Source organism: Janthinobacterium sp. C22 (assembly GCF_057919405.1).
The window spans coordinates 343,124-355,657 of the sequence record NZ_CP193659.1 but is presented as its reverse complement, the minus strand read 5'-3'; the positions used below and the strand labels follow the sequence as shown (position 1 = coordinate 355,657).

Genomic DNA, 12,534 nt, shown 5'->3' with positions numbered 1-12,534 from the left:
ATGCCTATACAATTCAAGTTGCCACCGCTCACCGTAGCCGTACTGGCCATCCTCGGCGGTTCCGCATGGCAGGCGCACGCGCAGACGCACGCGCCCGCGGCGGATCAGCAGCCGGCGGCCACCCCGCCAGCCGTCGTGGTCACCGGTTCGCGGATTCCCCGCGCCAGCCTGGAGGGACCATCGTCCGTCACCATCCTGACGGGCGATGAAATCACCAAGCAAGGGTACAAGAACGTCTTCGATGCGCTGACCAACCAGGTACAGAACAGCGGCTTTACGCAAGGCGAGGACTTCGGCAACACGTTCACGCCATCGGCCAATACCATCAGCCTGCGCGGCCTCGGTCCGAACCATACCCTGATCCTGCTCAATGGCCGCCGCCTGGCCGACTTCCCCGTCGCCTACGAAGGCACGGTCAACTTCACCAACCTGGCGAATATCCCGTCGAGCATCGTCGACCGCATCGAGATCCTCAACGGCGGCGCCTCGGCCATCTATGGTTCCGACGCGATCGCCGGCGTGGTCAACGTCATCCTGAAAAAGCAGACGGAAGGTTTCGATATCAACGTCAAGGCGGGCGGCACCACGCGCGGCGGCGCAGGCAACCAGCGCGTGCAGCTGACGGGCGGCGGCAATTTCGACAAGCTGCATACCTTGTTCAGTGTGGAGCTGAGCCAGCGCGATCCGCTGTCGAGCCTGCAGCGCGACTTCATGGCCACCCGCTCGGGCACGCCGACGAATATCGCGTCGCGTCGCGTGGTAAAGGCGGGTACTTCCGGCACCTACGTGGACCTGGGCGACACCTGCACGCAGTTCGGCGACCTGTTCGGCGGCAGCACCGTCAAGTATCAGGCGAAGAACGGCAGCTATTGCGCCAGCCCGAAAGTGGGCCCCACTTACTGGACCACGCAAACCAAGAACCGCAGCCAGAACGTGTTCGGCAGCGCCAACTATGAGCTGTCACCGGAAACGACCTTGTTCGCCGACTTCCTGATCGGCAAGAACTCGACCGAGAACAATACGCGCGGCCCGACGTGGACGTCGTCGTCGACGGGCAGCAGCTATTTCCGCAACCAGAATACCGATCGCTACGAAGCGTGGACGCGTTACATCTCGCCCGAGGAAATGGGCGGCGTGGAGCGCTACAACCGCAAGTGGGACGACCTGGCCACGGCCATCTCGCTGGGCGCCAAGGGCCGCCTTCCCGGCACGTCGTCGTGGCAATATGAGGCGAACTACAACGCCTCGGTGTACAAGAGCGAAAGCCACACGCCGCGTGCGCTGGCCAATATCGACAGCTTCTTCCTGGGTCCGAAACTGGGCACCGATGCCGCCGGCGTGCCGGTCTACGCACCGGATCCGGCCCGCCTGTCGCGCCGCGTGACGGCGGCCGAATTCGACAGCATCACGGGCAATTCCGACAGCGACGACAAGGCCTGGACGAATACCCTGAGCCTGGCCACCAACGGCGACCTGTTCCAGCTGCCCGCTGGCGCGGCAAAGATCGCCACCATCGCCGAAGTGGGCAAGCAGGGCTTCAGCAACGTGCCCGACGCGCGCCTGAACGAAGGCTACTTCAACGTCGCCACCAAGTCCGACATCACGGCCGGCACGCGCACCCGCTATGCGCTGGGGGCGGAAGTGAATCTGCCGCTGCATGAAAAGCTGACCGGCACCCTGGCCGGCCGCTACGACCGCTACAGCTTTGCCGGCCGCCATGACGGCAAGTTCACCTATAACGGCGGCCTGGAACTGCGTCCCGCGCCGGAGCTGCTGTTCCGCGCCAACTACGCCACCAGCTTCCGCGCGCCGGACATGAACTACATCTACAAGGCGCGCGGCACCGGTTACTACTCGAGCACCACCGATTACTACCGCTGCGGCGCCACGGGCCAGAGCATCGACAACTGCGAATTTGCAAACAAGTCGCCGGGCGCCGATTATGTGCAGAATGGCAGCCGCGACCTGCAGTCTGAAAAAGGCAAGTCGTTCGGCGTGGGCGCCGTCTGGTCGCCAAGTGCCAATTTCGACGTCTCCGTCGATTACTGGAACATCAAGATCGACGACCTGGTGACGAACCTGAGCGCCGACAAGATCCTGCGCGACGAAGCCGATTGCCGCCTGGGCAAGCTCGACATCAATTCGCCCACCTGCGCCGATACCCTGGGCCGCGTCGAGCGTTTCGCGGCCAATGCCTTGAACCGCGCCGGCGAGATCAAGACCATCACCGTCAATCCGATCAACGCGGCCAAGCAGAGCAGCAGCGGCATCGACATCAGCGTCAAGTATTTGCTGCGCACGACGGACTATGGCCGCTTTGCCTTCAAGGCCAATTACGCCAAGGTGCTGAGCAATAAATCGCAGCAATTTGCCGGTGACGAAGAGATCGACGAGCTCAAATCGCTGAACAATTCCGACTGGCGCGACAAGCTGAACCTGAGCGTGAACTGGAGCGCTGGCGACTGGTCGAACACCCTGCTGGTCAGCCGCTACAGCAAGATCCCGAACGCCGCCGGTACCGGCTACCTGACGCCGACGGCGCTGGCCAACATCAGCACCGTGTACCGCATCAACGACCGCGCCACCTTGTCGCTGATCGTCAACAACGTGTTCGACAAGATCAAGCGCGACGACAGCGGCGGCTGGCCGTACTATCCGGTGGGCAGCTACAGCCCGCAGGGACGCCAGGGATGGGTCGAATTCAACTACCACTTCGGTTCATAATTCACGCTCGCCAGAGCAAGGCCGGAGCAGCTGACGCTGTTCCGGCTTTTTTATTTTCCGCTGCGTTTTTAGCCGACCGCCCCTCTATAATTGCCCGCTTGTCCTCTCTCGATGGAGTCTGACCCATGCTACGCCACGCCTTGCTGTCCACCGCCCTGTTCACCGTGTCTGCCGCCAGCGCGCACGCCGCTCCCGCCCTGACGACGGTGGCCGAGCGTTCCGCCTTCCAGCAGACGGGCCGCTATGCGGAAGTGGAAGCCCTGTGCCGCCAGTTCCAGGCGCGCTATCCGAAGCAGGTGCGCTGCATCGAATTTGGCCGCACGCCGGAGAACCGCCCCATGCTGGCGCTGGCCGTCAGCAATACGGGCGCGCTGACGCCGGCCGAGGCGGCGCACCGCCAGCTGCCCGTTCTGCTGGTGCAGGGCGGCATCCATGCCGGCGAAATTGACGGCAAGGATGCGGGCTTCCTGGCGCTGCGCGAAGTATTGGAGGGCAGGGCGGCGCCCGGCGCGCTGGACAAGCAGGTGCTGCTGTTCGTGCCCGTCTTCAACGTCGACGGCCATGAGCGCTTCGGCCAGTGGAACCGTCCGAACCAGCGCGGCCCCGTGGAAATGGGCTGGCGCAGCACGGCGCAAAACTACAATCTGAACCGCGAATACATGAAGGCCGATACGCCCGAGATGCAGCACATGCTGGCACTGGTGAACGCCTGGGATCCGCTGGCCTATGTCGACCTGCACGTGACGGACGGCGCCCAGTTCGAACCCGATATCTCGATCCAGGTCGAACCCGTGCATGCGGGCGACGCCGCGCTGCGCGTGGCCGGCACGGCCTTGCGCGATCAGGTCCTGGCCGACCTGGCCAGGCAGGGCTCCGACCCGAAGCCGTTCTATATTTCGTTTGCCGAGAACGACAATCCGCAATCGGGTTTTGTCGATTCGGCGCCGAACCCGCGCTTCTCGCATGGCTATTTCCTGCTGCGCAACCGCTTCGGCATGCTGGTGGAAACCCATTCGTGGAAGGACTATCCGACCCGCGTGCGCATCACGCGCAACACCATCGTCTCGCTGCTGTCGCAAGTGGCGCAGCATGGCGCGCAGTGGCGGCAAACAGCGCTCGAGGCGGACGCGCGCGCCGCGCGGCTGGCCGGCACCACCTTGCCGCTCACGTATAAAACGACGGACAAGAGCCGCATGATCGCGTTTCGCGGCTACGCCTACACGCGCACGCCGTCCGAGGTATCGGGCGCGCTGATGACGCGCTACGACGAAACCACGCCGCAGATCTGGAACGTGCCGCTGCGCGACGAGATCGTGCCCGACCTGCAGCTGGCCGCGCCCAAGGCCGGCTACCTGGTGCCCGCCGCGCAGGCGCAGATGGTGGCGGCCAAGCTGCGCCAGCATGGCGTGTCGTATCAGGTGCTGGCCACAGCGCCCGGCACGCTGCCCGTCGAAACCTTCCGCGCCACGCAGGTGAAATTCGGCGCGCAGTCGTTCGAGGGCCGCCAGACGGCGGCCGTGCAGGGTGAGTGGCAGAAAGAGGCGCGCGTGGTCGGCGCGGGCGCGCTGTACGTGCCCGTCAACCAGGCCAAGGCGCGCCTGGTCGTGGCCCTGCTCGAGCCGCGCGCGCCCGATTCCCTGCTGGCCTGGGGCAGTTTCAATACGGCCTTCGAGCGCAAGGAATACATGGAAGAATACGTGGCCGAAGACGTGGCGCGCGCCCAGCTGGCGGCCGATCCGGCGCTGGCGGCGCAGTTCCACGAAAAGCTGGCCAGCGACCCCGCGTTTGCAAAAAGCCCGGCCGCGCGCCTGGAATTCTTCGCCCGCCGCCACGCTTCGTGGGACGAGCGGCTGAATCTGTACCCGGTGCTGCGCACGGATGCCGCGCCGGCGCTGAAGTAAGGGAAGCCGCGTGCCTTGCTAATTTGCAATGTGCGCGGCGCGGAAAATGCTATTGTGCCTGTTTTCCCGATCAGGGCTTCCAGTGGAGCACCAGCGCATGCCGCAGCAAACACCGAAAAAATTCTTCTCCTGAGCGTCTCGGCCGGCGCCGGCCATATGCGCGCAGCGCAAGCCATCGAGGCATACGCGGGGCGCGATGACGGCGCCGGCCCTGCGGCGCTGGCCAGCCATCTCGACGTGATGGATTTCGTCACGCCCGCATTCCGCAAGCTGTACACGGATTTTTATATCAAGCTGGTCAACAAGGCGCCCGCGCTGTGGGGCTATCTGTACCACGCCACCCACGATGCGCCGCGCGACAGTTCGATGCAGCGCCTGCGCCGCGCCGTCGAGCGCCTCAACACGCGCGCGCTGATGGCGCAGATCGCCGCCTTCCAGCCCGATGCGATCATCTGCACGCATTTCCTGCCGGCCGAACTGCTGTCGCGCGCGCTGCGCCAGGGGCAGCTGGCTTGCCCCGTGTGGGTGCAGGTTACCGATTTCGACTTGCACCGCATGTGGGTGCATGAGCAGATGCAGGGCTATTTCGCCGCTACCGACGAAGTGGCGTTCCGCATGCGCCACGAAGGCATTCCCGCCGAACGCATCCACGTGACGGGCATCCCCATCATGCCCGCCTTTGCGCAGGCGCCCGACCGCGCGCGGTGCGCGCAGGCGTTTGGCCTCGACCCGCGGCGCACGACGATCCTGCTGATGGGCGGCGGGGCGGGACTGGGCAGCCTCGATACCATCGCCGCGCGCCTGCTGGCGCTGGATGGCGACTTCCAGCTGATCGTGCTGGCGGGGAAAAACGCCGCCGCGCTGGCGGCGCTGCAAGCACTGGCCGGCCGCTATCCGGGCCGCCTGCTGGCGCAAGGCTTTACCAGCGAAGTCGAGCGCCTGATGGCGTGCGCCGACCTGGTGATCACCAAGCCGGGCGGGCTGACCACCTCGGAATGCCTGGCCCTGGGCTTGCCCATGATCGTCAACTCGCCGATTCCGGGCCAGGAAGAGCGCAATGCCGACTATCTGCTGGAGCAGGGCGTGGCCCTGAAGGCATTCGATGCCGTCACCCTGGAATACCGCGTGCGCCTGTTGCTCGATCATCCGGAGCAGTTGCAAGCCATGCGGGCGAAAGCGCTGGCGCTGGGCCGCCCGCGCGCCGCCAGCGACGTGCTGGCGCAGGTGCTGGCGTGACGGGCGTCGTGGCAAAACCCTGGCAGATCGCCCTGACGCTGGCCTGGGTGGCCCTGCTGGGACTGTTTTTTGCGCAGGTGGAAATCCAGATCGAAGGCGCGGCCGGCTGGGCCGCCAACCTGCCCACCTGGCGCATCGAAAGCCACTGGCTGCTCGATATCTTCTGGGGCGGCCGGCCGATGACGGGCTACCATGCCTGGGTCTTTCCCTTTATTGCCCTGTTCTTCCATTTCCCCATGCTCTTCCTGGCGCAATGGTCGCTGCGCCTCGAGTGCCGCGCCATCGGCTGCATCATGCTGTTCTGGATCATCGAGGATTATCTGTGGTTCGTGCTCAATCCCGCCTATGGCGTGGCGCACTTCAATCCGGCCCACATCGCCTGGCACAAGCACTGGCTGTGGTGGGCGCCGACCGACTACTGGGTATCGCTGCTGCTGGCTGGCGTGCTGCTGTGGTTTTCATACAAGAGGAAGTCATGACCTTATCGCCCTTGCCGCATCTTTTGCTGTTATTCCTGGCCCTGGCGGCCGGTTCCGCCGGCGCGCAGGCGCCCGTGGCGCCCGAGCGCAATACCGAATGGGCGACGCCGCTGCCGCACGTGTCCAACCTGCACCAGGTCACCCCCGTCCTGTTCCGCAGCGCAAAGCTCGACAGCGCCGACGTGGCGCAATTGCAGGCGCTGGGCGTGAAGACGGTGATCAGCCTGCGTTCCTTCCACTCCGACACGCAGGTGCTCGATGGCAGCGGCATCCGCGCCATCCGCATTCCCATCAATACCTGGGCCATCCGCGACAAGCATGTGATCGAGACCATGCGCAGAATCCGCGCCGCCGAGCAGCAGGGCCCCGTGCTGCTGCATTGCCTGCACGGCGCCGACCGCACGGGCATGATGGCCGCCATGTACCGCATGCTGTACCAGGGCTGGCCGCGCGAGAAGGCGATCGACGAGCTGAAAAATGGCGGTTACGGCTATCACGCCGTGTGGAAGAATATCGAAAGCTACCTCAAGCGCGTCGACGTGGCGGCGCTGCGCGCGCAGATCGAACAGGAAAAACCATGAAGACCCTGCTGTTCGCACTGGCCGCCTGTTCCGCCTGTTATCCGCTGGTCACCCTGGCGGCCACGCCTGCGCTCGATGTGCGCGATGTCAGCAAAGCCGGCATGCCCGGCAAGACCTTTGCCGCCACGACCAGCATGCCGGCCAGCGTGGCCACCGTCTGTGCGGCCATCCAGGATTTCGCCGGCTATCCGCAGTTCATGCCGAACGTGGAGAAGATCAAGGTGACGGCCGCCGGCGGCGGCGTGTCGCTGGTCGACGTCACGCTCAAGCTGCCGATGGGGAAAATCAAGCAGTACCGCCTGAGAATGACGCCCAAGGTGCTCGACGCCAGCTGCAGCCTGGCCTGGAAGCTGGTGCCGATGGAGGGACTGAAGGTGGAGGATACCATCGCCGACACCAGCGGCTACTGGCAGCTGTCGCCGGATCCGCTCGATGCGGGCGCTGCCGCCGTCAGGTACCAGGTGTACACGGATCCGGGCCCCGTGCCGATGGGCCTGGGCTGGATCGTCGACAGTATGAGCCGCGACAGCATCCCGACAATGTTCGACGCGCTGCGGGCGCGGGTGGCCGCGCGCAAATAGCCGGCGTGGCGCGGCAGCCACTTCACGCCGGCGCGCCACTTCAGGCATGATGTCGTTTCATCCACACATCCGCCCGGAATCCGCATGGAACACCACAGCTTTCTCATCAACATACTCTTTTACCTGGTCGCCGCCATCATCATGGTGCCGCTGGCCAAGCGCCTGGGCATGGGTGCCGTGCTGGGCTACCTGGTGGCCGGCGTCGTCATCGGACCGTGGGGATTGGGCCTGATCAAGAATGTCGAGGTGATCCTCAGCTTTTCCGAATTCGGCGTGGTGCTGCTGCTGTTCCTGATCGGCCTGGAGCTGGAACCCAAACGATTGTGGCTGCTGCGCCGTCCCATCTTCGGCTGGGGCGGGGCGCAGGTGGGCGTCGTCAGCGCGGGCTTGTGCGCCGTGGCCATGGCCTTCGGCGTGGACTGGCGCACGGCGCTGGTCGGTGCGCTGGGGCTGTCGCTGTCGTCGACGGCCATCGTGCTGGCCACCCTGGGCGAACGCAAGCTGATGAGTACGCCGGCCGGTTCCGCCGGCTTTTCCATCTTGCTGTTCCAGGATATCGCCGCCATTCCCATGATCGCGCTGGTGCCGCTGCTCGGTGGCCTGGTCACGCACAGCGGTGAACCGGGCTGGCTGCGCGTGGCCAAGCTGGCCGCCGTGCTGGCCGCCCTGGTGATCGGCGGGCGCTTTCTCGTCAACCCCATCCTGCGCTTCATCGCCAGGACGGACTTGCGCGAAATCTTCACGGCGTTTGCCCTGCTGCTGGTGATCGCCATCTGCGTGCTGATGGAATCGGTGGGCCTGTCGATGGCGCTGGGCACCTTCATGGCGGGCGTGCTGCTGGCCGATTCCGAATACCGGCATGAGCTCATTTCCGACCTGGAACCGTTCAAGGGCTTGTTGCTGGGCCTGTTCTTCATCGCCGTGGGCATGTCCGTCGATTTCGGCGTGCTGCGCGCCCAGCCGCGGCTGATCCTGGCCCTGGTGGCGGGCCTGCTGCTGGTGAAGATCGCCTTGCTGTACCTGCTGTCGAAGTTTGTCGACATTCCCCGCGGCCAGCAGCTGTTCTTTGCGCTGCTGCTGTCGCAAGGGGGCGAATTCGCCTTCGTCGTGTTTGCCGCCGCCGAGGCCGCGCATGTGTTTGCGCCGCAGACGGCCGCGCTGCTGGTCGTGGTGGTGACCCTGTCGATGGTGGCCACGCCCTTGCTGCTGCTGGCGCACGACAAATTCGTCGCGCCGCGCCTGCAGGGCGACAAGAAGCGCCGTCCCGACGACCATATCGAGGCGCAGGACAACCCCATCGTCATCGCCGGCTTCGGCCGCTTCGGCCAGATCATCGGCCGCCTGCTGGCGGCCAACAAGATCGGCGTGACGGTGCTCGACCACGACCCGGACCAGATCGAGCTGCTGCGCAAGTTCGGCTTCAAGGTGTTTTATGGCGATGCCACGCGCGTGGACCTGCTGGTGGCGGCCGGCATCGAGAAGGCGAAGGCCCTGGTGATCGCCATCGACAATGTGGACGACAGCCTGGCCCTGGTCGACGCCGTGCGCCTGCGCCTGCCCGAGCTGACGATACTGGCGCGCGCGCGCAACGTCACGCATTACTATGAATTGATGAAGCGGGGCGTGACCCTGATCGAGCGCGAGACGTTTGCCGCGGCGCTGCTGCTGGGTGAACAGACCTTGCAGCAGGTGGGCTTCAGCGCGGAGCGCGCGCAGCGCGCGGCCGGCATCTTCGGCCGGCATAACCTCAAGACCTTGCTGGAAGTGGCACCGCACTTCCAGGACCAGCAAAAAGTCATGTCCCTCACGCGCCAGGCGCGCGAGGAGCTGGAAGACATGTTCGAGAGCGATGCGGCGGCGTTTGCCTCGGAGCAAGCAGAAAATGGTAGGTCGGATTAGCGCGCAAGCGCGTAATCCGACAACATTGTTGGCGCTGAACGTGGTGGTGTCGGCTTACGCGCTTTGCGCTAGGCCGACCTACGCCTCCTACGCCTCGTCCCGGCTTACTTCCCCCGCTTCGCTTCAATCGCCTCGATCTGGTCCATGATGCCGTTCATGCGCGATACCAGCGCCTGGTACGGTTTCGGCGAGGCCAGGTCGACGCCGGCCGTCTTCACCAGATCGTAGGGGTAGGCCGAGCCGCCTGCGCCGAGCATCTTCAGGTAGGCGGCCAGCGCGCCCGGTTCCTTGTCGAGGATGCGCTGCGCGAAATCCTGCGCCGCCGCGATCGAGGTGGCGTACTGGAACACATAGTAGCCGTGATAGAAATGCGGCACGTAGGCCCATTCCAGCGCGTAGGCGGGATCGATGCTCATGACGCCTTGCGCTTCGCCGTGGTAGCGCTTGAGGATGCCGGCATAGATGGCCGTGATCTCTTCGCCCGTCAGCGACTCGCCCTTGTCCACCTTGCCGTGGATGGCCGCCTCGAATTCGGCGAACATGGCCTGGCGGAAGAAGGTGCCGCGCAGGTTTTCCAGCGCCGCGCCCAGGTACAGCAGGCGCTCGTCGTCATCCTTGGCCTGCTTCAGGCGCGCGTCGAGCAGCAGCGCCTCGTTCGTCGTCGAGGCGATTTCCGCGACAAAGATGCTGTACGGCGCATAGATCGACGGCTGCGCCTTGTTGGCCAGCACCGAGTGCATGGCGTGACCCCATTCGTGCGTCAGGGTGCTGACGGCTTCGTAATTGTCCGTGTAGTTGAGCAGCACGAACGGGTGCACGTCGTACGCGTCGCCATTCATGTAGGCGCCCGCCACCTTGCGCGGACGCGGATACACATCCATCCAGCGCGCGTCCACGGCGGCGGTCAACGCTTTCACGTAGTCGGGGCCCAGCGGCGCGACGGAATCGAGCATCATCTGCTTGCCTTCGGCCAGCGGGAAGGTGCGCTCGCTTTTCAGCAGCGGCGCATACACGTCGTAGTACGCCAGGTCCTTCACGCCCAGCATGCGCGCGCGCAGCTTGAAGTAGCGGTGCAGGGTGGGCAGGTTGGCGTTGGTTTGCGCGATCAGGGTCTGGTAGACGGCGGGCGGCAAGTTGTCGGCGTCGAGCGCGGCGCTTTGCGAATCGGCGTAGTGGCGCACCTTGGCATACGCGGCATCCGTTTTCAGCTGGCCGTACAGGGTTTCGCCGAACGTGCGTTCGTATTCTTTCCACTTGCCGAAGAAGGCGTCGAACACCCGCTTGCGGTCGGCGCGGTTGTCGTCGCCCCGGTATTTTGTGTAGGCCGCCTGGTCGAGGCGTACTTCCTTGCCGTCCGACAGTGTGACGGTCGGCCACGGGATTTCCGCATTGGCCAGGGTGCGGTAGACGCTGGCGGCCGAGCTTGTTGCCAGGCCGAACTGCGCCACCAGCTGCTCGCCGGCCGCGTCGAGCGTGTGCGGCGCGCTGCGCAGCATGTTACTCAACTGAAAGCGATACAGCTGTAGCCCCTTGTCTTGCGCCAGCATGGCATTGATGCGCTTGCTGCCCAGGGCGAGGATTTCCGGCTGCAGAAAGGTGCTGGCCTGGGTGAAGTCGTTGCCCAGCAGGGCGGCGCGCTGGTTCAGCTGGTTGCCCTTGCTGTCCCCCGTATCCTGGTCGTAGTACTGCGCCGCATAGGTGGTGAGCGTATTGACGCGCTTGCGCGCATCGGCGACCAGGTCCAGGCAGCTTTTCAGGCGGGCCGGCGAGGCTTTCAACTGCCCCTTGCAGCCAGCCAGCTGCTGCAGCTGGGCCGACAGCCGTTTCGCATCGGCGTCGAACGCGGCATCGTCTTGATACAGCGCCGTCAAATCCCAGCGGTCGGCCTGGCGGTCGGTGGGCGCCGGGGCAGGGGCGGCAGTGGCGGTGGCGAGCCCGAGGGCCAGCAGGGAGAACAGCAGGGGGCGCTTGAGCGCGGATGGCGTCATGGTTCATTCCAGTGAGGTTGTCGGAAGAATGCGTGCTGACCGCCGGGCAGGAATGCGCGCGTGACACATGGCGTACCGGCAGAGCTGACTACGGTACATCAAATGGACGCAGGGGGAAAGAGGGGATGCCGCCACCAGGACGGTGGCGGCGAAAACAACGGGGGCTTACAACAGCGGATTACAGCGCTTGCAGCGGGATCGTGCCGAACGTGGTCGGCGTCGAGCATGGCTCTTCATCGAAGGCGATGTCGCCCATGGGGTTGGCCACGCCGTCCGCCTTCAAGTCCTTGAAGCCGAACAGTTTCGGGTCCATCAGGTGCGATGGCGCCACGTTCGACAGCGCCGAGAAGATGCTTTCCACGCGGCCGGGGAATTTCTTGTCCCATTCGCGCATCAAGCCCTTGATCTGCTTGCGCTGCAGGTTTTCCTGCGAACCGCACAGGTCGCATGGAATGATGGGGAAGCCCTTGACTTCCGCATAGCGCTGCGTGTCCTCTTCCTTCACGTAGGCCATCGGGCGGATGACGATGTGCTTGCCGTCGTCCGATTGCAGCTTGGCCGGCATGCCTTTCAGTTTGCCGCCGAAGAACATATTCAGGAAGAATGTTTCCAAAATATCATCGCGGTGGTGGCCCAGGGCGATCTTGTTGGCGCCCAGCTCGTCCGCCACGCGGTACAGGATGCCGCGGCGCAGGCGCGAGCACAGCGAGCAAGTCGTCTTGCCTTCTGGAATCAGGCGCTTGACGATGCTGTAGGTATCCTGGTTTTCGATGTGGAAGGCCACGCCCAGTTCCGTCAGGTAGGCGGGCAGGATGTCCGGCGGGAAGTTCGGCTGCTTCTGGTCCAGGTTGACGGCGACGATATCGAAATGAATCGGCGCGCGTTCGCGCAAGGTCATCAGGATATCGAGCAGCGCATAGCTATCCTTGCCGCCGGACAGGCACACCATCACCTTGTCGCCGTCTTCGATCATATTGAAGTCGCCGATGGCTTGCCCCACCAGGCGGCACAGGCGCTTGTGCAGCTTGTTGTTTTCCAGGGCGATCTTTTCCGCCTTCTTGCGCGCCAGTTTCTGCGCTTCCACGTTGGCCGGGAATTCCACGGCCGTTGTCGTCGTTTCCAGCACGGCGGTGTTGCTCATGTTG

Annotated in this window: 9 protein-coding genes; 7 read left to right on the top strand and 2 right to left on the bottom strand. The window is 64.7% G+C overall.

What is annotated here, in order from left to right; genetic code table 11:
* From ACRHIG_RS01540 to kefC, 7 genes are all read left to right on the top strand, one after another.
* Complete coding sequence (locus tag ACRHIG_RS01540) at positions 1–2,724, top strand: TonB-dependent receptor plug domain-containing protein (RefSeq protein WP_475415895.1); 2,724 nt, start codon at positions 1–3, stop codon at positions 2,722–2,724.
* A 125-nt stretch (positions 2,725–2,849) separates the two neighbouring features.
* Complete coding sequence (locus ACRHIG_RS01535; protein WP_489629175.1) at positions 2,850–4,625, top strand: M14 family metallopeptidase; 1,776 nt, start codon at positions 2,850–2,852, stop codon at positions 4,623–4,625.
* 156 nt (positions 4,626–4,781) lie between these two features.
* Complete coding sequence (locus ACRHIG_RS01530) at positions 4,782–5,861, top strand: MGDG synthase family glycosyltransferase (protein WP_489629174.1); 1,080 nt, start codon at positions 4,782–4,784, stop codon at positions 5,859–5,861.
* Positions 5,858–6,340, top strand: a complete 483-nt coding sequence (locus tag ACRHIG_RS01525; RefSeq protein ID WP_489629173.1) for a hypothetical protein — start codon at positions 5,858–5,860, stop codon at positions 6,338–6,340. Before ACRHIG_RS01530 ends, ACRHIG_RS01525 begins: the two co-directional genes overlap by 4 nt.
* Complete coding sequence (locus ACRHIG_RS01520) at positions 6,337–6,921, top strand: dual specificity protein phosphatase family protein (protein ID WP_489629172.1); 585 nt, start codon at positions 6,337–6,339, stop codon at positions 6,919–6,921. Before ACRHIG_RS01525 ends, ACRHIG_RS01520 begins: the two co-directional genes overlap by 4 nt.
* Positions 6,918–7,502, top strand: coding sequence for an SRPBCC family protein (locus tag ACRHIG_RS01515; RefSeq protein ID WP_475415900.1), 585 nt, complete (start codon positions 6,918–6,920; stop codon positions 7,500–7,502). Before ACRHIG_RS01520 ends, ACRHIG_RS01515 begins: the two co-directional genes overlap by 4 nt.
* Positions 7,503–7,586: 84 nt before the next feature.
* The gene (gene kefC / locus ACRHIG_RS01510; protein ID WP_489629171.1) at positions 7,587–9,401 is read left to right on the top strand and encodes a glutathione-regulated potassium-efflux system protein KefC; all 1,815 of its coding nucleotides are present in this window, start codon (positions 7,587–7,589) and stop codon (positions 9,399–9,401) included.
* Between the two features lie 104 nt (positions 9,402–9,505).
* On the opposite strand, the gene pepF is transcribed toward kefC, so the two are convergent.
* Together pepF and ttcA are read right to left on the bottom strand one after the other, a co-directional pair.
* On the bottom strand, positions 9,506–11,389 hold the full coding sequence (pepF, locus tag ACRHIG_RS01505; RefSeq protein ID WP_489629170.1) for an oligoendopeptidase F: 1,884 nt from the start codon (positions 11,387–11,389) through the stop codon (positions 9,506–9,508).
* 178 nt (positions 11,390–11,567) lie between these two features.
* On the bottom strand, positions 11,568–12,530 hold the full coding sequence (gene ttcA, locus ACRHIG_RS01500) for a tRNA 2-thiocytidine(32) synthetase TtcA (RefSeq protein WP_475415909.1): 963 nt from the start codon (positions 12,528–12,530) through the stop codon (positions 11,568–11,570).
* Positions 12,531–12,534: the final 4 nt, after the last annotated feature.